This is a genomic window from Pseudomonas sp. WPR_5_2 (assembly GCF_003634475.1).
Classification (GTDB): domain Bacteria; phylum Pseudomonadota; class Gammaproteobacteria; order Pseudomonadales; family Pseudomonadaceae; genus Aquipseudomonas; species Aquipseudomonas izuensis.
In genome coordinates this window covers 66,221-85,437 of record NZ_RBLA01000012.1, presented here as the reverse complement: position 1 = coordinate 85,437, position 19,217 = coordinate 66,221, and the positions used below count along the sequence as shown (strand labels likewise).

General features: G+C 59.4%; 19 protein-coding genes. 11 read left to right on the top strand and 8 right to left on the bottom strand.

The genetic code is table 11. The annotated features are described in order from the left end of the window. Positions 1 to 7: 7 nt before the first annotated feature. Positions 8 to 1,522: a choline-sulfatase gene (gene betC / locus BJ917_RS30715; RefSeq protein ID WP_121106016.1), complete on the bottom strand. Its 1,515-nt coding sequence runs from the start codon at positions 1,520 to 1,522 to the stop codon at positions 8 to 10. A 114-nt stretch (positions 1,523 to 1,636) separates the two neighbouring features. Between betC and BJ917_RS30710 the strand changes: the two genes are divergently transcribed. Further along, complete coding sequence (locus tag BJ917_RS30710; RefSeq protein WP_121106014.1) at positions 1,637 to 2,587, top strand: LysR family transcriptional regulator; 951 nt, start codon at positions 1,637 to 1,639, stop codon at positions 2,585 to 2,587. On the opposite strand, the gene BJ917_RS30705 is transcribed toward BJ917_RS30710, so the two are convergent. After that, entirely contained in the window at positions 2,584 to 3,246 is a 663-nt protein-coding gene (locus BJ917_RS30705; RefSeq protein ID WP_121106012.1) for an NAD(P)-dependent oxidoreductase, read from the bottom strand. The two genes, BJ917_RS30710 and BJ917_RS30705, sit on opposite strands and share 4 nt — an antisense overlap. A gap of 82 nt (positions 3,247 to 3,328) precedes the next feature. On the opposite strand from BJ917_RS30705, the gene BJ917_RS30700 reads away from it, so the two are divergent. After that, positions 3,329 to 3,655: a DOPA 4,5-dioxygenase family protein gene (locus tag BJ917_RS30700; protein WP_121106010.1), complete on the top strand. Its 327-nt coding sequence runs from the start codon at positions 3,329 to 3,331 to the stop codon at positions 3,653 to 3,655. Positions 3,656 to 3,672: 17 nt separating this feature from the next. Here BJ917_RS30700 and BJ917_RS30695 read toward each other — a convergent pair whose 3' ends face one another. Beyond that, complete coding sequence (locus tag BJ917_RS30695) at positions 3,673 to 4,074, bottom strand: GFA family protein (RefSeq protein WP_096514101.1); 402 nt, start codon at positions 4,072 to 4,074, stop codon at positions 3,673 to 3,675. 419 nt (positions 4,075 to 4,493) lie between these two features. Here BJ917_RS30695 and BJ917_RS30690 point away from each other — a divergent pair, with 419 nt between their 5' ends. From BJ917_RS30690 to BJ917_RS30650, 9 genes are all read left to right on the top strand, one after another. Continuing rightward, complete coding sequence (locus BJ917_RS30690; RefSeq protein ID WP_096514100.1) at positions 4,494 to 5,801, top strand: CitMHS family transporter; 1,308 nt, start codon at positions 4,494 to 4,496, stop codon at positions 5,799 to 5,801. A gap of 85 nt (positions 5,802 to 5,886) precedes the next feature. After that, on the top strand, positions 5,887 to 6,654 hold the full coding sequence (locus tag BJ917_RS30685) for a TerC family protein (protein ID WP_096514099.1): 768 nt from the start codon (positions 5,887 to 5,889) through the stop codon (positions 6,652 to 6,654). 204 nt (positions 6,655 to 6,858) lie between these two features. After that, positions 6,859 to 8,517, top strand: a complete 1,659-nt coding sequence (locus BJ917_RS30680; RefSeq protein WP_121106008.1) for a Na/Pi cotransporter family protein — start codon at positions 6,859 to 6,861, stop codon at positions 8,515 to 8,517. A gap of 163 nt (positions 8,518 to 8,680) precedes the next feature. Then, entirely contained in the window at positions 8,681 to 10,057 is a 1,377-nt protein-coding gene (locus tag BJ917_RS30675) for a pitrilysin family protein (RefSeq protein WP_096514097.1), read from the top strand. Between the two features lie 192 nt (positions 10,058 to 10,249). Next, entirely contained in the window at positions 10,250 to 11,278 is a 1,029-nt protein-coding gene (locus BJ917_RS30670) for a DUF5924 family protein (protein WP_096514096.1), read from the top strand. Positions 11,279 to 11,333: 55 nt separating this feature from the next. Further along, entirely contained in the window at positions 11,334 to 12,482 is a 1,149-nt protein-coding gene (locus BJ917_RS30665) for an ABC transporter permease (protein WP_096514095.1), read from the top strand. A gap of 5 nt (positions 12,483 to 12,487) precedes the next feature. Then, positions 12,488 to 13,282 carry an ABC transporter ATP-binding protein gene (locus BJ917_RS30660; protein ID WP_172901696.1) on the top strand — a complete coding sequence of 265 codons (795 nt, stop codon included), beginning with the start codon at positions 12,488 to 12,490 and terminating at the stop codon, positions 13,280 to 13,282. 1 nt (position 13,283) lies between these two features. Continuing rightward, positions 13,284 to 14,222 (top strand): MlaD family protein, encoded by a 939-nt coding sequence (locus tag BJ917_RS30655; RefSeq protein ID WP_096514093.1) that lies wholly within the window; start codon positions 13,284 to 13,286, stop codon positions 14,220 to 14,222. Then, positions 14,219 to 14,845 carry an ABC-type transport auxiliary lipoprotein family protein gene (locus BJ917_RS30650; RefSeq protein WP_096514092.1) on the top strand — a complete coding sequence of 209 codons (627 nt, stop codon included), beginning with the start codon at positions 14,219 to 14,221 and terminating at the stop codon, positions 14,843 to 14,845. Before BJ917_RS30655 ends, BJ917_RS30650 begins: the two co-directional genes overlap by 4 nt. Before the next feature lie 57 nt (positions 14,846 to 14,902). On the opposite strand, the gene BJ917_RS30645 is transcribed toward BJ917_RS30650, so the two are convergent. The 5 genes from BJ917_RS30645 to BJ917_RS30625 all read right to left on the bottom strand — a co-directional run bounded on the left by BJ917_RS30645 (position 14,903) and on the right by BJ917_RS30625 (position 19,086). Next, on the bottom strand, positions 14,903 to 16,132 hold the full coding sequence (locus BJ917_RS30645; protein WP_096514091.1) for a nucleoside recognition domain-containing protein: 1,230 nt from the start codon (positions 16,130 to 16,132) through the stop codon (positions 14,903 to 14,905). Positions 16,133 to 16,336: 204 nt separating this feature from the next. Next, positions 16,337 to 17,668, bottom strand: coding sequence for a glutamate/aspartate:proton symporter GltP (gltP, locus tag BJ917_RS30640; protein WP_096514089.1), 1,332 nt, complete (start codon positions 17,666 to 17,668; stop codon positions 16,337 to 16,339). 714 nt (positions 17,669 to 18,382) lie between these two features. Next, positions 18,383 to 18,565 carry a hypothetical protein gene (locus tag BJ917_RS32475; RefSeq protein WP_121106006.1) on the bottom strand — a complete coding sequence of 61 codons (183 nt, stop codon included), beginning with the start codon at positions 18,563 to 18,565 and terminating at the stop codon, positions 18,383 to 18,385. A gap of 2 nt (positions 18,566 to 18,567) precedes the next feature. Then, positions 18,568 to 18,732, bottom strand: coding sequence for a DUF1328 domain-containing protein (locus BJ917_RS30630; RefSeq protein ID WP_096514087.1), 165 nt, complete (start codon positions 18,730 to 18,732; stop codon positions 18,568 to 18,570). A 69-nt stretch (positions 18,733 to 18,801) separates the two neighbouring features. Next, positions 18,802 to 19,086, bottom strand: coding sequence for a hypothetical protein (locus tag BJ917_RS30625; protein ID WP_121106004.1), 285 nt, complete (start codon positions 19,084 to 19,086; stop codon positions 18,802 to 18,804). Between the last annotated feature and the right edge of the window lie 131 nt (positions 19,087 to 19,217).

Below are 19,217 nucleotides of genomic sequence, written 5' to 3'. Positions count from 1 at the left end.
CTTAACATTATTGGTTTTGGCAGGGTTGTGGATAACGTGCTTTACGCTCCAGATCATCAAGGTCGATGTGGTTGCGCATGTATTGCTGGCTGGCGTCCACCAGCGGCTGGTGATCCCAGCTCTTGAGCTTGCCGATGGTCAGGGCGTCGGCGACGAAGCGCCGGCGCCGCTGGCTCGCGAGCACCTGTTGGTGTATCGCCGGGATATCCCATTTTGCCCGTGCTTCGGCGAGAAAGTCGTCGAACAGCTGGCGATATTGCGGTGATTGGCTGAGTTCTTCCAATTCGTGCGGATCATTGTGCACGTCGAAGAGCAGGCAGGGATCATCTTCGCTGTAGATGAATTTGTAGTTGCCACGGCGAATCATCATCAGCGGGCCGATGGTGCCTTCGGCCATGTATTCACCAAACACTTCGTCGTGACCGCCCTGCCCTTGCAGATGCGCAACCAGCGAGCGGCCATCCAGCGGCAAGCCCGGTTCCAGTGTGCCGCCTGCCAGCTCCACAAAGGTGGGCAGCAGGTCGGCGGTGGACACCGAGGCGCTGACCCGTCCGGCAGCGAATTGCCCCGGCGCACTTATCAACAGGGGCACCCGCGCGGCCATTTCATACCAGTGCATTTTGTACCAGAGGCCACGCTCGCCCAGCATGTCGCCGTGGTCGCCGGAGAACACGATGATGGTGTTATCGATCAGCCCGGTATCTTCGAGCGTTTGCAGGAGTTTGCCGACGTTGCTATCGATATAGCTGCATGCACCGAAATAGGCGCGACGTGCGTCGCGGATCTTATCCACAGGCAGTGGCTTGTCCCACAGGTCATAGACCTTGAGCAAACGCCGGGAATGCGGATCGAGATCGTGCTGCTCTGGTGTTGCAGGCAATGGGATGTCGGCGTCGTCGTACAGATCCCAAAAGGCCTTGGGAATCGTGTAAGGGTCGTGAGGATGAGTCATCGAGACCGTCAGGCAGAACGGCTGATCGCCCTCCTCTCGAATGTGATCGAACAAATATTGCTGGGCCTTGAACACTACTTCTTCGTCGAAATCCAGCTGATTGGTGCGTACACAAGGCCCGGCTTGCAGCACTGACGACATGTTGTGGTACCAGGTCGGACGGACATCCGGTTCATCCCAATTCACCGCCCAACCATAGTCAGCGGGATAGATATCGCTGGTCAGGCGTTCTTCATAGCCGTGCAATTGGTCCGGGCCGCAGAAATGCATCTTGCCCGATAGCGCGGTGCGGTAGCCGAGACGGCGCAGGTAGTGGGCATAGGTGGGTACATCGGCCGGGAAATCCGCCGCGTTGTCGTAGGCGCCGATCTTGCTCGGCAGTTGACCGCTGACCAGAGTAAAGCGTGACGGCGCGCACAAGGGGCTGTTGCAATACGCAGAATCGAACACCACGCCTTGGGCGGCAAGGCGGCTCAAGTTCGGCAACTTGACGGGCGAAGGGCCGTAGAACGGCAACATTGGCGCGGCCATTTGATCGGCCATGATGAAAAGAATGTTCTTGCGCTTCATGTGATCGCGGCATTCCATAGTCGATGTTTATGCGAAAGTGCTGGGATCGAGAATGAAACCCCCACACTTTGCGGTAAAGCCCATGCGTGGCAATGACTAGGATAAGCACAGCTTATGTATGACGCCCTCGGTGACCTGTCCCTGGATCTGCTCCGCGCTTTCGAAGCGGCCGCGCGACAACGCAGCTTCACCGCTGCGGCGGTTGAGCTGGGCACCACGCAACCGGCCATCAGCCAGCAAATCAAACGCCTGGAGGAACAACTGGCAATCCGATTGTTCGATCGCATCTACCGCGGCATCGAATTGACCGAGGCCGGGATTATTCTTTTTGAGCAGGTTCAGCTCGGTTTACAGCAAATTGATGGCGGATTGAGCGCGATCAGCGCCCAGCAACAACATGAGGTGCTGCAGGTCGCCACCGATTTTGCTTTTGCCGCGTATTGGTTGATGCCGCGTCTGCACCGCTTTCACGCGGCCAATCCGCAGGTGGATGTCAGCCTGGTAACCAGTGAGCGCAGCCACAACATGCTGCGTACCGATATCGATGTGGCAGTGTTGTTCGGCGATGGTCGCTTCAAACAAGGCGAAAGCCATTGGTTGTTCAGCGAAGAAGTGTTTCCGGTCTGCAGCCCGCAACTATTGAATGAGCGTCCCCTGCCCTTGCCCGTTCAGGCATTGCTGGAGTTTCCGCTGCTGCACTTGCGCGGTGAGCACAGCAGCAACTGGTTTGACTGGAGTGGCGTGTTTCGCGAGTTGGGGATTACCTCGCCTCCCGCCCCCGGGCAGTTACGCTTCGACAATTACACACTGCTGATTCAGGCAGCGATTGGTGGTCAGGGCGTGGCCATCGGTTGGCGGCATCTTGTGGATAACTTGCTGGCGCAAGGATTGTTGTGCCGACCGATTGCCGAAACGGCGATGTCCAGGCTGGGATATTACGTAGTATTGCCGCAGCGCAAGCGGCGGGGGGCGTTGATTCAGCAGTTTGTCGATTGGTTGATGGCCGAGCAGGCCGGCAGTGCGCAATCGCTCAATGGTCTGGCGCTGCCATCTATTGCGGTTTAACCATCAGTTGCGACAAAACTGACGTGCTCACCGATGTGCAGGTTCAAATGCAATTCATCGGCAATTCCTGTAGCCGTGCGCCTCAGGCGTTCCAGCGGTTCGGTCAGACCGGGCTCCAGGGTGCTGCCGACCTGGCTGAAATGCTCGATGGTCAATCCGGGCACTCCGCGCGGAGCATTCACCAGTGTCCACTTCAAGGCGCTGCTTTGCAGGGCCTCGCGGATTTCCTCGGCAGCATGACGTTGCAGTGGATCGAAAGTGTCGGGATCGTCCAGTACGTCGAAGTCCCCCACCAGAAACAACCGGGCAATGCCCGCCGCCTGCATGCCATCGATCAATGCATCCGCCGCCAATACCTGCTCGACCGGCCCCGGCACGATGTTCTTTTCCACGTGCTCACTGTTGTACGGCAACCCCGGTGCGTCCAATAGACAAATGACCGCCGAACTGCCCGCCACGCTTTGCTTCACCCGTTCAGCCTCGAACAAATCGCCGGTCTTGGTGCGCAAACCCGGACGCGCCGCGAGCGCCGTCAGGTCATCGAGAATGGCGATCACTTCATGTTGGCGCCGCAGCATTTCCACCATCAGCGCACTGCCCAGGCTACTCATGGCACCATAAAGCACCACTTTTACTACCGGGGTTTCGGCATTCTTCATGGCTGCGCTCCCTGTTTTTCACCAATATGGCGTCTGACCTTTAGGTAACACCGAGGGTTCGAACCGATTCAGAGGCTTTCAGATGCGAACGATCAAGGGTTACCACGCCCATGTCTATTTCAACGCCGGCACCGTCGAGCAAGCACGCGCCTTGTGCGAGCAGGCAGCGCAGTTGTTTGCGCTGAAGATGGGCCGCATGCACGAGCGCCCGGTCGGTCCGCATCCGGACTGGAGTTGCCAGCTAGCCTTCGGGCCGGAGTTGATCGGCGACGTGCTGCCGTGGCTGGCGCTCAACCGCAAGGGGCTCGTGGTGTTTCTGCATCCGGACACCGGCGACGACTTGCTGGACCACAGCGAGCACGCGATCTGGATGGGTGCGATTCGCCCGCTGGATCTGTCTATTTTTTGATCATATTCATTATAAACCTAGAGGGTTTCTTCCGGCTCGCCGGGTAAATGCTCATCCAGGTGCAGCCACGGCAAGCGGCTGTCGGTCCAGATGTGCCGCTCGGCGGGAGCCAGTTCGGGGTGGTCGAGGGTTGCGATGGTCACGTCGATGCTCTCGGGGCTGAGGTGTGTGGTCAGCGCCAGTTGCGCCCCACAGTTACCACAGAAATAGCGCACGCTCGTTGATGAAGAGTCGTACAGCGCCGGTGTCCCGGTCAGCCAATGGAAAGCCGACGCGGGCACGGTGATCCATGTGGTCACGATGCCGCCGCTGACCCGTCGGCAAATCGAGCAGTGGCAGTGGGCGATATCGCGTAATGGCCCGCTGAATTGATAGCGCAACTGCCCGCAGTGGCAGCCGCCTGTATGAATTTTTGCCATGCAGTTCCTCCTGATGTGTATTGACGGACGCCTTCGGCGAGCAGGCTCGCTCCCACAATGATTTTGCGTACGACACAAAGCCTCTGTGGGAGCGAGCCTGCTCGCGAAGAACTCGACTCGGTCTACCTCCCTGCCCCCGTCCGACGACCGGTCGTACTTCCGGTCAACGCTTTCATTGCCGAAAGCTGGCTGAAAGCTTCCCCGATTAGGATCGCCCCCACTGCCGGCAATAGACCGGTTGGCCAATGCGAGTGTTCGATTGCTCGCCAGGTCCATTTAACAACAACAATGGTGATCCTGATGTCCTTTACTACCCGCCGCTTCGCTGTCACTCCGTCCGTACGCCTCGTGCTTCCCGTTTTGCGCTGATCACACCCGGTCCGCTCATTCCCTAGCCGCGCCACGCCTGGAGTATTCCCATGCTGACTTTCCTTGGCTTCGCCATGGTCATCACCTTCATGTTCCTGATCATGACCAAGCGCCTGTCCGCGCTGATCGCCCTGATCATCATTCCGATCGTCTTCGCCCTGTTCGGTGGCTTCGCCCCGAAAATCGGCCCGATGATGCTCGAAGGCATCACCAAGCTCGCCCCGACCGGCGTGATGCTGATGTTTGCCATTCTGTACTTTGCCCTGATGATCGACTCCGGCCTGTTCGACCCGGCCGTGCGCAAGATCCTGAAGATGGTCAAGGGTGACCCGCTGAAAGTTTCGGTCGGCACCGCCGTACTGGCGCTCGTCGTTTCCCTCGATGGTGACGGCGCGACCACTTACATGATCTGCGTGGCCGCCATGTTGCCGCTCTACAGCCGCATTGGCATGAGCCCGCGAATCATGGCCGGTCTGATCATCCTCGCCGGCGGCGTGATGAACATGACCCCATGGGGTGGCCCGACCGCCCGTGCGGCCAGTGCGCTGCACGTGGACCCGTCGGCGATCTTCGTTCCGATGATCCCGGCGATGGCTGCCGGCGTCGTGGCCATCCTGGCCATCGCTTACTTCTACGGCAAACGTGAACGTGCGCGTCTGGGTGAGTTGCACCTGATCGGTGATGAAATCGACCACAGCGAAATCAGCGTTTCGCAGTTCCCGGATGCCCGTCGTCCCAGCCTGATCTGGTTTAACGGTGCTCTGACCCTGGCGCTGATGTGCACCCTGGTCGCCGGCCTGCTGCCGCTGCCGGTGCTGTTCATGGTGGCCTTCAGTATCGCGATGATCGTCAACTATCCGTGCCTGCAAGCACAAAAGGATCGCGTTGCAGCTCACGCCGGTAGTGTGCTGGCAGTGGTGGGGCTGATCTTTGCCGCTGGTATCTTCACCGGTATCCTGTCGGGCACCGGTATGGTTGATGCCATGTCGAAAAGCCTGTTGTCGGTGATCCCGGATTTCCTCGGCCCGTACCTGGCCGTGATCACGGCGCTGGTGAGCATGCCGTTCACCTTCTTCATGTCGAACGATGCATTTTATTACGGCGTGTTACCGGTACTTGCCGAAGCCGCCAGTCACTACGGTATAACCGCCGTGGAAATGGCACGTGCCTCGATCGTCGGTCAGCCCGTCCACTTGCTGAGCCCGCTGGTACCCTCGACTTACCTGTTGGTGGCCCTGGCCGGGATCGATTTTGGTGATCACCAGCGTTTCACCCTGAAGTGGGCAGTGCTGGTGTGCATGTGCATACTGGTCGCCGCGTTGCTGATGGGGATTTTTCCGCTGTTCAGCACTCTATAAGCCCAAGACTCACCACCTGGGGTCCAGGCTTCGCTGATTGAAGTCCGGGCCCCTTGTGGTTTAACACTCGCTCAAAGGAATACACATGGAATGGCTGACCAACCCTGAAATCTGGGTTGCCTTCTTCACCCTGACCGCCCTGGAAATCGTCCTGGGTATCGATAACATCATCATGATTTCGATTCTGGTCAGCCGCATGCCCAAGCACATGCAGGCGCGCACCCGGATCTTCGGTCTGGCGCTGGCGATGGTCACGCGGATTCTGTTGCTGTTGTCGATCACCTGGGTCATGCGTCTGACTGCCGACCTGTTCGTAGTGTTCGGCCAGGGTATTTCCGGGCGTGACCTGATCCTGTTCTTTGGTGGTCTGTTCCTGCTGTGGAAGAGCTCGCAGGAGATGTACCACGCGCTGGAAGGTGAAGACGAAACCAACGACGAGCCGAGTGGCAAGGGCGGTAACTTCCTCTACACCATCATCCAGATCGCGATCATCGACATCGTGTTCTCCCTCGACTCGGTGATTACCGCGGTCGGCATGGTGTCCCACGTACCGGTCATGGTTGCGGCGATCATCGTGGCGGTGCTGGTGATGATGTGGGCTTCCGGCACCATCAGCGAGTTCATCGACAAGCACCCGTCGCTGAAAATGCTGGCACTGGCGTTCCTGCTGATCGTCGGTACCGTGCTGATTGCCGAATCCTTCGACGTGCATGTGCCAAAAGGCTACGTCTACTTTGCCATGGCGTTCTCGCTGGCGGTTGAAGCGATCAACATCAAGATGCGTACCGCGATTGCGAAAAAGAAAAAGCAGCAGGATCCGGTGAAACTGCGCAAGGACATTCCGGGGCAGTAAATCAGGATGTGAGAAAGGGGCCTTCGGGCCCCTTTTTCATGCCTGCATGAAGCTGTTTTCATGACAGTTTTATTTCAATCACTTGTTTAGCTATGCGATGCTGGCGCCCAGACCGTTAGCCAACTACAGCTTAAGTACAAAACGTAGAACGTCGCGGTACCGTCAACTTGCTCCTTTGGGGCGATACCATCACAGGGGGCCGTCATGCTCACCCTGCTCAATTTGCTCTCAGCCGTGGCCTTGCTGATCTGGGGCACGCACATCGTCCGAACCGGCATCCTGCGGGTCTACGGCTCCAACCTGCGCCATGTGATCGGCCGGAACATGTCCAAGCGCTGGCTGGCCTTTATCTCAGGGATCGTGGTCACCGCCATGGTGCAGAGCAGCAATGCCACCGCCATGCTCGTCACCTCGTTCGTCGGTCAGGGCCTGATGGCGCTGACTCCGGCGCTGGCGACCATGCTCGGGGCAGATGTCGGTACGGCGCTGATGGCGCGGGTGCTGACCTTCGACCTGTCCTGGCTGTCGCCGCTGCTGATCTTTATCGGGGTGATTTTCTTCCTGTCGCGCAAACAGACCCGATTGGGCCAGCTGGGCCGGGTTGCAATCGGTCTGGGGTTGATCATTCTGGCGCTGCAGCTGATCGTCGAAGCCGCCGCGCCAATCACCCATGCCAAAGGGGTAAAAGTGATCTTTGCCTCCCTGACCGGCGACATCCTGCTCGATGCCCTGATGGGGGCACTGTTCGCCATGATTTCCTACTCCAGCCTGGCGGCGGTGCTGCTGACCGCGACGCTGGCCGGTGCCAAGGTGATCGGCCTGCCGGTGGCCCTCGGCCTGGTCATCGGCGCCAACATCGGCAGCGGTGTGCTCGCGTTCCTCAGCACCAGCATGCAGAACGCCGCCGGGCGTCAGGTGGCACTGGGTAGCCTGTTATACAAACTGATCGGCCTGTTGCTGATCATTCCGGTGCTCGGCCCCTTGGTGCACTGGATCGACAGCCTCGACTTCAGTCCTCAGGAAATGGTCATCGGCTTCCACCTGCTCTACAACACCACGCGCTGCCTGATCCTGTTGCCCAGCGTCGGGCCGATGGCCAGGTTCTGCGCCTGGGTGCTCCCGGAGCGAGCGCAAGTCAATGGCATGGCCAAACCGCGTCACCTTGATCCGAGCGCGCTGGTAACCCCCAGCCTGGCGCTGGCTAACGCGGCTCGGGAAACCTTGCGCATGGGCGATCTGGTCGACAGCATGCTCGAAGCCATGCTCGATGTGTTACGTGGCAAGCAAACCGCCGTCACCCAGGAAGTGCGTCGCCTGACCGATGATGTGGAATCGCTCTATAGCGCGATCAAACTCTATCTGGCGCAAATGCCCCGGGAGGACCTCAGCGACCAGGACAGCCGGCGCTGGGCCGAGATCATCGAGCTGGCGATCAACCTGAAATTGGCCAGCGACCTGATCGAACGCATGTTGCGCAAGGTCCAGCAGCAGAAAACCGCGCAGCGACGGTCGTTTTCCGAGGTTGGCCTTGAAGAATTGGCGGGGCTGCACGCTCAGCTGATTTCCAACCTGCGCTTGGGGTTGTCGGTGTTTCTGAGCGCCGATAAGGAAAGTGCCCGCCAGTTATTGCGTGAGAAACGTCGCTTTCGCGCACAGGAGCGCCGTCTGGCCCACGCTCATGTCAGTCGTTTGCAACGTAAGATTGTGCAGAGTATCGAGACCAGTTCGCTGCACCTGGAACTGATCGCCGACATGAAGCGTCTGAATTCGCTGTTTTGCAGCAGTGCTTACGTGGTGTTGGAAACGTCCGACACGGGGGCACTGGCTGCCGACGATTTGGCGGACACCACGCATTCGCCTTGAACGTCTGGCAGTGTGGTCAGTCAGTAACATGGATTCGGGTTCAAAATCATCGCGAGCAGGCTCGCTCCCACAGTTGATAAGTGGCCAATGTGGGAGCGAGCCTGCTCGCGATGGCTGCCTGGAAAGCGACACGGATCTCCAATCAGCTGTATGGAAGCTCGTTATGCGTTGCCTGTTGTTCGTCTGCCTGTTGCTGGGCTCAATACCATCATTTGCCCTGGATCGCTTCCAGGTCGAGGGCTACACCCTGCGCAATGGTTTGCAATTGCTGCTCAAGCCCGGCACGGAACGGGGGCACGTGGCGATTCGGCTGGTGGTGGGCGTCGGTATCGATGATTTCAGCTGCGCCGAGAAAGAACTGCCACACCTGCTCGAACACTTGCTGTTCAGTGGCATCGACGCCAGCGGCGAAGGCGGTCTGGAGGAGCGCATGCAAGCGCTGGGGGGAGAATGGAACGCCTTCACCAGTAACGCCGACACCACCTTCGTGATCGAAGCCCCGGCCAAAAACCAGCGCAAGGTCCTCGACCTGCTGTTGGCGTTGCTGACCCAGACCCGCTTCGATGACAACGCCATCAACGCCGCCAAGCAAGTGGTCGAGCGCGAAGACGGCGGCCACTACTCGCATTTGCAGCGCTGGCTGGATCGCCAGGATCTGGGGCATACCGCCAGTAAGCAACTGGCCGTCGAACTGGGCCTCAAATGCCCCGAGCGCGCGGAAGTCGATCAACTGACCCGCGAACAACTGGAGAAATTGCGCAAGGATTGGTACGCGCCCAACAACATGACACTGATCGTGGTCGGTGATCTTGACCGCTTGCTACCGGCCTATCTGGATCGAACCTACGGCGCGCTGAAGCCGATCGAGCCGACGGGCCATCCGGCACTGCCACAAATCCAGGCCAGTGCCGCCCATGAGCGCAACTTGACTCGTGGCTTTGTCGGCGGTGGGGCCAAGCTGCACTGGCTGGTACCGGAGCCGGTGCTGGAAGATCAGCACGACGAAACCTTCGATTTGCTCAAGGACTATCTGGATTGGGCGCTGTATCGCCAGTTGCGCCTGGCGCACGGCTTGTCTTACGGACCATGGGCCGAGCGTGAAGTGTTCGGTGGTGTGGGCTTCATGAGCCTGAATGCCGATCTGGAGCGCGACGACGTCGACGAGGCGCTAAAGGTACTGGATGAGTTGAAGGCCGGCTTGCTCAAGGACGGCCTGAATGCCGAGACCTTCAACCGCCTCAAACAAGCCGCCATCGCCCGCCAGGCCTGGGCGGTGCAAGGCAACAGCGCGCTGGCCGATTACTACTGGAGCGCCATCGGGGACTACGAGGATGGCCGCTTCGCCGACCCGGCCCGGGAACTGCAAGGGGTGACCCTGGCGGAAGCGAACAAGGCGATGCGCGAACTGCTCCTGCAACCGGGGTATGTGCGGATCGAAAAGCCTTTGCTGAGTGATGATCAGGTGCTGTGGGCGATTGCCGGGGTGTTGGGGTTGTTGGTATTGAGCTTGGCGGCCTGGCGTTTTCATCGCAGAGAATAACCGGTCCTTGTGGGAGCGAGCCTGCTCGCGAAGAGGACGGCCCTTCCAACATTGATGTCGACTGTTAAGCCGCCTTCGCGAGCAGGCTCGCTCCCACAGGTTATGTGCGTTGCTAACCACCGCCCCTCGCCATACCGCCCCTCCAGCGTTACCCTGTCGAGGTTTTTTCCTACGACTATTGTGAACCTCCGAATGCCGACCCTGACCCTTTTCGTACAGCGCATCCTCGAACTGATGAAGCGCTACCCCGGGGTCATTGCGCTCGGTGGTTTCATCTCCGGGGTCGGCAGTTTCATCCTGGTGGATCGGCAGCAGGGGCTGGCAAGCTGGATCACCACCATCATGCTGATCAGTTGGGTCTGGCTGATGCTGGAAAACAGCCTGACCAGGCTGTTCACCCGGATCTTCAAGCGGGAAATTCCTCAACCACTGCTGCGTTATGCGACGCAGATGATCCACCAGGAAAGCCTGTTCTTCGTCCTGCCGTTCTTTTTCATCACCACCACCTGGAACAGCGGCCAACTGTTTTTCACCGGGCTATTGGGCATCGCGGCGCTGATTTCCATCATTGATCCGCTCTACTACAAGTGGTTGGCGCCGCGGCGCTGGGCGTTCCTGGCGTTGCATACGCTGACGCTGTTCGCCGCCCTGCTCACCGCGTTACCGGTGATCATGCACCTCACCACTTCGCAAAGTTTCAAATGGGCGCTGGGCATCGCCGTGGTGCTGTCATTCCCGAGCCTGGCGTCGATTTTCCCGATCCGCACGGTACGCAACGCACTGGCGATCCTGAGTATCACCCTCGGTATCGGCGGCGTGGGTTGGGTGCTGCGCTCGTGGGTACCGCCGGCGACACTGTGGATGACTGACGTGGCCATCAGCACGCAAATGCAGGACCGTACGCCCGGCAAGAGCCTGGAAGAAGTCAGTGCCGAACAGATCCGTGGAGACGGGTTGTATGCCTATACCGCCATCAACGCCCCGCGCGGCCTCGACGAGCGGATTTATCACGTCTGGCAGTTCAACGGCAAAGAGGTCGATCGCATCGCGCTGGATATCCATGGCGGGCGCAAGGAAGGCTATCGTGCCTGGACTCACAAACAGAACTTCCCCGGCAACCCGGCGGGCGAATGGCAAGTCAGGGTGCTGACCGAAGACGGGCAGTTGATCGGCGTGTTGCGTTTCACCATCACCGACAGCACACCGATCAAAGAAAAGTAAGGCGGTTCGTGCTATTACGTAGGTCTGCGTAAATAGCCGAGAAAGCACGGAGTTTATGACCAGCAATACAGTGGCCGGCAATGCCCGACTGGACACCTCGCACACCCCGCCTCAGATACGGGTGACGGGGGACTGGACGCTCGCCCATTACGCCGACCTCAAGCGCCTGAGCGAAAAGCTCGAAGGCCAGTACGACGACAGCACCCGCATCGACCTCAACGGCCTCGGCGCCCTGGATACCGCAGGTGCATCGCTGTTGGTCGAGCTGCTGGGTTCCGAGCGCCTGAGCCGTTCCGCCGAACACCCCGACTGCACGCTCTCTTCCGCCGACCGCGCACTGTTGCAAACGATCTATCGCTCCCTGACGGATTTTTGCGTACCCATCAAGGAACCGGAAATCAGCGTCGGCATTCAATTGCTGACTCGCATCGGCCGCGCTGTGGAAGTGGTCTGGCAGGACACCCTGCAACTGCTGGGTTTCGTCGGCCTGATTCTGGAAACCATTGTCCGCGGTCTGTTTCGTCCGAAATGCTGGCGGGTCACGCCGATGGTTGCGCACATCGAACAGACCGGCCTCGACGCGGCGCCCATCGTCGCCCTGCTGACATTTCTGGTGGGCGCCGTTGTGGCCTTTCTAGGAGCGACGGTATTGGCCAACTTTGGTGCCACGGTGTTTACCGTGCATCTGGTGGCATTCTCCTTCCTGCGTGAGTTCGCGGTGTTGCTGACGGCGATCCTGATGGCCGGACGAACCGCCAGTGCCTTCACCGCGCAGATCGGTTCGATGAAAGCCAACGAAGAAATCGACGCTATCCGTACCCTGGGTCTCGATCCCATGGAGCTGTTGGTGGTGCCCCGGGTCCTGGCCCTGTTGGTCGCGTTACCGATGCTGACGTTTCTGGCGATGGTGTCGGGGATTGTCGGTGGTGCCTTGGTCTGTGCGGTGTCGCTGGATATTTCCCCGGCGATGTTCCTGTCGTTGCTGCAATCGAACATCGGTGTTCAGCACTTTCTGGTGGGGATCATCAAAGCGCCGGTGTTTGCCTTCCTGATCGCTGCCATCGGTTGCCTTGAAGGCTTCAAGGTCAGTGGCAGCGCCGAGTCCGTCGGCGCGCACACTACCTCCGCTGTGGTGCAATCGATTTTCGTGGTGATCGTGCTCGACGCCGTGGCCGCGTTGTTTTTCATGGAGATCAGCTGGTGAGCCGTATGCCCCGAGTGCCCGCCGACGCGGTGATCGAAGTCCGCGGGCTATGCAATCGCTTTGGCCGGCAGAGTGTGCACGAGAACCTCGATCTGGATTTGTACAAGGGCGAAATCCTTGCGGTGGTTGGAGGCTCCGGTAGCGGCAAGTCGGTGCTGTTGCGCAGTATTGTCGGCCTGCGCCAGCCCAGCGAAGGCATGGTGAAGGTCTTCGGTAAAAACCTGCCGAGCTTGTCCGAGCGCGAACGCTCGTTGGTGGAACGGCGCTTCGGCGTGCTGTTTCAAAAAGGCGCCCTGTTCTCTTCGTTGACCGTGACCGAGAACGTCGCCCTGCCCCTTATCGAACACGCCGGTTTGAGTCGTGACGACGCCGAGCATCTGGCGGCGGTGAAAATGGCCCTGGCCGGTTTGCCACTGTCCGCGGCGGACAAATACCCCGCATCCCTGTCCGGCGGCATGATCAAGCGAGCCGCACTGGCACGGGCCTTGGCGCTGGACCCGGACATCCTGTTCCTCGACGAACCCACCGCCGGCCTCGATCCGATCGGTGCCGCCGCCTTCGATCAACTGATTCTGACCCTGCGCGATGCCCTGGGCCTGAGCGTTTTCCTGGTGACCCACGACCTCGACACCCTCTACACCATTACGGATCGGGTGGCGGTGTTGGCGCAGAAGAAAGTGCTGGTGGCCGATGCCATCGATATCGTCTCGGAAACCGATGACGCGTGGATTCACGAATACTTCCATGGCCCTCGCGGCCGCGCGGCGCTGACAGCCGCCCAACAGCTCAACGAGGTCTGACGTGGAAACCCGAGCCCATCATGTGTTGATAGGCCTGTTCACCGTTATTGTGGTGGCAGGTGCCCTGCTCTTCGGCCTGTGGCTGGCCAAGTCCAGTGTCGACACCGAGTTCAAGGATTACGAAGTAGTGTTCAACGAAGCGGTCAGCGGCCTGTCCAACGGCAGCTCCGTGCAATACAGCGGGATCAAGGTTGGCGATGTAGTGTTGCTGCGTCTGGACCCGGAAGATCCGCGTCGGGTGCTGGCGCGGATTCGCCTGGCCGGCGATACACCGGTCAAGGAGGATACCCAGGCCAAACTGGCGCTGACCGGCGTCACCGGCACGTCGATCATCCAGCTCAGTGGCGGCACACCGCAGAGTCCGGCGCTCAAGGGTAAGGACGGCAAGCTGCCGGTGATCGTTGCCATGCCCTCGCCCATCGCTCGTTTGATCAACGACAGCAATGATTTGTTGTCCGGGGTCAACTCGCTGATGCAGAACGCGAACCAGATGTTTTCCGAGCAGAACATCGAACATATCAGCAAGATCCTTGAACATCTGGACGTCACCACGGGCACCATCGCCGACCAGCGCGAAGATATTCGCCAGGCCATGCAGCAACTGGGCTCGATCGGCAAGCAGGCCGGCGGCATGCTGGAACAGACGACGGCGTTGATGCGTAATGCCAACGGGCTGCTCAACGACCACGGCAAGGAAATGATCGGCAGTGCCGAGCAAGCCATGAAGTCGCTGGAACAGAGCAGCGCGACAATCAACAAGCTGATCACAGCCAACCAGGACTCGCTCAACAGTGGCATGCAGGGCCTTAATGGCCTGGCGCCTGCGGTGCGCGAGCTACGTGAAACCCTGACCTCACTGCGGACCATCACACGACGCCTGGAGGCCGACCCCAGCGGTTATCTGCTGGGTAGCGACAAGCACAAGGAATTCACCCCATGAAGCTGACCCGGCTTGCCCTCCTCGCCAGCTTCACGCTGCTCGGCGCCTGCTCTATCCTGCCCGAGCCCGAGCCGTTCACCCTGTATCGATTGCCCTCGGCGCAGAGCGCCATGCCCGCCAATCATGGCGCGTCGCAGCGCTGGTCGTTGCGCTTGAACAAACCCCAGGCCAGTGAGGCGTTGAACAACCCGAACATTGCTGTCATCTCCCAGGGCGACGTGATCAGCAGCTACAAGGGCTCGCGTTGGAGTGACCCGGCACCCGTCCTGCTGCGTAATCGTCTGCTGGATGGTTTCCAGCGCGATGGCCGGGTGACGTTGCTCAGCACCGACGACAGCAACTTCCAGGCAGACCTGGAGCTGGGCGGCAGCTTGCAGGCGTTTCAGACCGAATACCAGGGCACCAGCGCTGGCGTGGTGGTGCGCCTGGATGCGTTGCTGGTGCGTGGCTATGACCAGCGCATCCTCGCCAGTAAACGCTTTGAAGTGCGCCAGCCATTGAGCGACGTGAAGGTGCCGGCGGTGGTCGCCGGGTTTGGCCAGGCCAATGATCAACTGACGGCGCAGGTGGTGGCCTGGGCGGTGGAACAAGGGCAGAAACTCGCGCCGGCACCAAGGCCATAAGATCAGCGCAGGACCATTGTGGGAGCGAGCCTGCTCGCTCCCACAGGGGATTTGTGGTTAGCCGAAGAACCAGTAGCAGACGCCAATAGCGCCCAACACACCCGCCAGTTCCGCCAGCAACGCACACCCCACCGCATGCCGTGCGCGCTGGATGCCCACTGCGCCGAAATACACCGCCAGTACATAGAACGTGGTTTCGGTACTGCCCTGAATCGTCGCCGCCACCAGCGCCGGAAAGCTGTCCACGCCGGACGTTTTCATGGTTTCGATCAGCATCGCCCGGGCGGCGCTGCCTGAGAAAGGCTTGACCATCGCGGTCGGCAGCGCATCGACAAAGCGTGTATCCCAACCGGCCCATTCCACCAGGTGACGAATCCCGTCCAGGCCGAAGTCCAGTGCCCCGGAGGCTCGCAGTACGCCGACGGCACAAAGCATCGCCACCAAATACGGCAGCAGGTTCTTCGCCACGTCGAAACCTTCCTTGGCACCTTCGACGAATGCCTCGTAAACCTTCACCTTGCGCAGTGCACCAATCACCAGAAATAGCATGATCAAGCCAAATAGCGTCAGGTTGCCGAGGATCGACGACAAACCGGCCAGCGCACTGGCCGAGAGCGTTGCCAGCAGCGCCATGAAACCACCGAGGGCGAGGGCACCGGGAATCAAATAGGCCAGTACCACCGGGTCCCAGACGCGCAGGCGTTGCATGACGGCTACCGACAGGAAGCCCACGATGGTCGAACAGCTGGTGGCCAGCAGGATTGGCAGGAACACCAGGGTCGGGTCGGGCGCGCCTTGTTGGGCGCGGTACATGAAGATTGTCACCGGCAGCAGGGTCAGGGATGAAGCGTTGAGCACCAGGAACAGGATCTGCGCGTTACTGGCGATGGTGTCGCTGGGGTTGAGTTCCTGCAGGGCTTTCATGGCCTTCAGGCCGATGGGCGTGGCGGCGTTGTCCAGGCCCAGGCCATTGGCGGCGAAGTTCAGGGTGATCAGGCCGATGGCCGGGTGGCCGGGCGGCACTTCCGGCATCAACCGAAGAAACAACGGCCCAAGCGCTTTTGCCAGCCACTCGACGATCCCGGCTTTCTCGGCGATCCGCAGAAAGCCCAGCCAGAGGGTGAGGGTGCCGAACAGCAGGACCATGACTTCGACCGACAACTTGGCCATGGCGAAAATGCTTTCCACCATCGCTGCGAAGATCCCGGCGTTGCCACCGATCAGCCATTGCGCCAGCGCCGACACGGCGGCCACGATGAAGAAGCCAAGCCACAGGCCATTAAGCATCAGTCAAATCCCCCAAAAGATGGGCGAATGATAGCGGGGTGGCCAGAAACGACAAACCCCGGATTTCTCCGGGGTTTGGTTTGTTGAATACATGCAGATCATTGTGGGAGCGAGCCTGCTCGCGAAAGCGGTGTGTCATTCGACGCATATGTTGAATGTGCCGGCCTCTTCGCGAGCAGGCTCGCTCCCACAAGGGGTATTGCGTTAGTTGCTGGAGGTCTCGCCCGCCGGCAGCTTCTCTTTGCTGCGCCAGTGCGGCAGGGAGTTCCAGTAGCGCTGACCCTTGGCCTCGTCGTACATGCCTTCCCAGCGGGAGACGACCAGTACGGCCAGGGCGTTGCCGATCACGTTCAGTGCGGTACGGGCCATGTCCATGACGCGGTCGACACCGGCGATGAACGCCAGGCCTTCCAGTGGAATACCCACGCTACCCAGGGTGGCCAGCAGTACCACGAAGGACACGCCAGGCACACCGGCGATGCCTTTGGAGGTGACCATCAGGGTCAGGACCAGCAGCAGCTGCTGGCTGATCGACAGGTCGATGCCGTACAGCTGGGCGATGAAGATGGCCGCGATGCTTTGGTACAGGGTCGAACCGTCGAGGTTGAACGAGTAACCGGTCGGCACCACGAAGCTGCAAATGGCTTTCGGCGCACCGTAGGCTTCCATCTTCTCGATCACGCGTGGCAACACGGTTTCGGAGGAGGCGGTGGAGTAGGCCAGCACCAGCTCATCCTTGAAGATGCGCATCAGCTTGATCACCGAGAAGCCGAACAGGCGGGCGATCAGGCCCAGTACCACGAATGCGAAGAAGGCAATGGCGAAGTAAACCAGGATCACCAGTTTCGCCAGCGGTAGCAGCGAGGCGAAGCCGAAGTTGGCCACGGTCACCGCGATCAGTGCGAATACGCCGATCGGGGCGTAGTTCATGATCATGTGAGTGACCTTGAACATGCTTTCCGATACGCCCTGGAACATCGTCACCAGCGGATCGCGCAACTCGGGCTTGAGGCTCGACAGACCGAGACCGAACAGCACGGAGAAGAAGATGATCGGCAGCATTTCGCCGCGGGCCATGGCCGCGAAGATGTTGGACGGGATCAGGTTGAGGATGGTTTCGATGAACGCGTGTTCATGCTGAACTTCGGCCGCCGTTGCCTGGTACTTGGAGATGTCCACGGTACCCAGGGTGCTCATGTCGATGCCGGCACCCGGATGGAACAGGTTGGCCAACAGCAGGCCGACGACGATGGCGATGGTGGTGACGATTTCAAAATAGACGATGGTTTTCAGGCCGATGCTACCGAGCTTCTTCGCATCGCCCACGCCGGCAATACCGACAACCAGCGAGGAAATCACGATCGGGATCACGATCATCTTGATCAGACGGATAAAGATATCGCCTGCTGGTTGCAGGATATTGCTGATCCACCAGGCTTTCTCGGCACTGAAATGGTTGAGCAGCGCACCAATTGCAATCCCCAATACCAGACCGATGAGGATCTGCCAGGCGAGGCTAAGCTTTGCCTTCTTCATATCTTTACCCTTACTTCAGTTTGACTCGGGCAGATGCGCGAACTGGAGCGCTTGTGGCGCAAAAGTCGTGTGCATCTGCCCCCGTATAAGGAGCCCCGGAGCGTTTGTTGATAGCTCTCTGGCAGGCGAAAAAAGGCGCAACTATTCCGATGCAAGGAAGCGACGTCTAATGCCGTAAACGCCTACCCTATGCCGAATCGGCATGAGGTTTTTTAACTAAAACCGACGTCGCAAACGGTTCGAATATGACATTTCGGCGGGTATAAGTGCCGTGAACCGGCCATCACAGCGTATATTGAGTGTTTTTTGATCAGTCGGATTCGAGGGGAATTTCAGGAAAATCCCGCAGCGTACGGGAAGGATTCCCGGCAAAAGCCGGGCAATTTTTCTCGATATACGGTCGCTGGCGAGTCATCGGGAAAAGCATTTTCCCGGAAAAGGCGGCCGGTTTATCGAGAGGAGGGGACGAATAGGGTGGATCGCTCTAATTCAACGCTTTGCGTATAGAAGCCCTTCGCAAGTTCGTCGGGTCATGTTTGACCGGCGAACTTGCTACGCAGCTTTCCTGACCCGGCCCTTGCGCAGGCACTCCCTGTACCCGTAGGTCACTCCGCCCCTGAAACAGGCAGAACGTCCCGACCCCTTGGTCATGCGCCGACCTTCCTCGGGTGGGCGCAAGGGAAAGAAGCGATGGCTCCTTTCGTGTATCTGAAATCAGTACCAGTTGCGGTCCGTCTTTAACTTCTCCATCAACAATTCCTGCAGACCCTGGTCCGGTTTGCCGAGGAATCGGTCGTGTGACTGCCCGTCAATGGCGGCAATCGCCACGGCACTTGCACTTGGGGCAGCACCGCCCAACAGTCGGGCGGCTGCCAAAGTCTTTACCTGAACGCTCATGTTCAGCTTCGGCCGCGACGGCCAAAGAAGAAGGAAGCAATGAACATCACCAGGAACACGACAAAGAGAATCTTGGCGATACCCGTGGCGGTGCCCGCGATACCACCGAAGCCCAGTACGGCGGCGACAATGGCAATGATCAAGAATGTGATTGCCCAGCTCAACATGGTGATTCTCCTTACGCTTGTTATCAGAGGTGCGATTCCCGGCGCATCGAGCGCGCCAAGTGTGTGTACTTAGAACACCCAGCGCTCCTGACGAGGCATTTCATTCGCCTGGTGTTGGTCGACGTCCATCATTCGCATCGAAGTGTTGTCGGCCATGCCGCTGCCGGCGGCGCTAAAGTGGGTTTGGGTCGGGTGCTGAAACGACACGCTAGGCCCTTCTTGCTGCTGACTCTGCTCCCAGCGCATGAACTGTTGGCCGCCGATCAACGTGATCAACAGGGCCAGTACGGCAAACAAACCTTGGCGCAGAAGCAGTGGCGAGAGATGCAATGGGGTGGCACGTTGGCGATTCATCCTGAAGCTCCTCCCACACGGGGGTAATCGGTTTGAGGGCGTTTTTTATTGCCCTGCGATATTTGTGTCGTTGCAGTCGCCATGCCAGATTTTTTTCATAAAAAAACATATAAAAATCAACTGGTTATAGG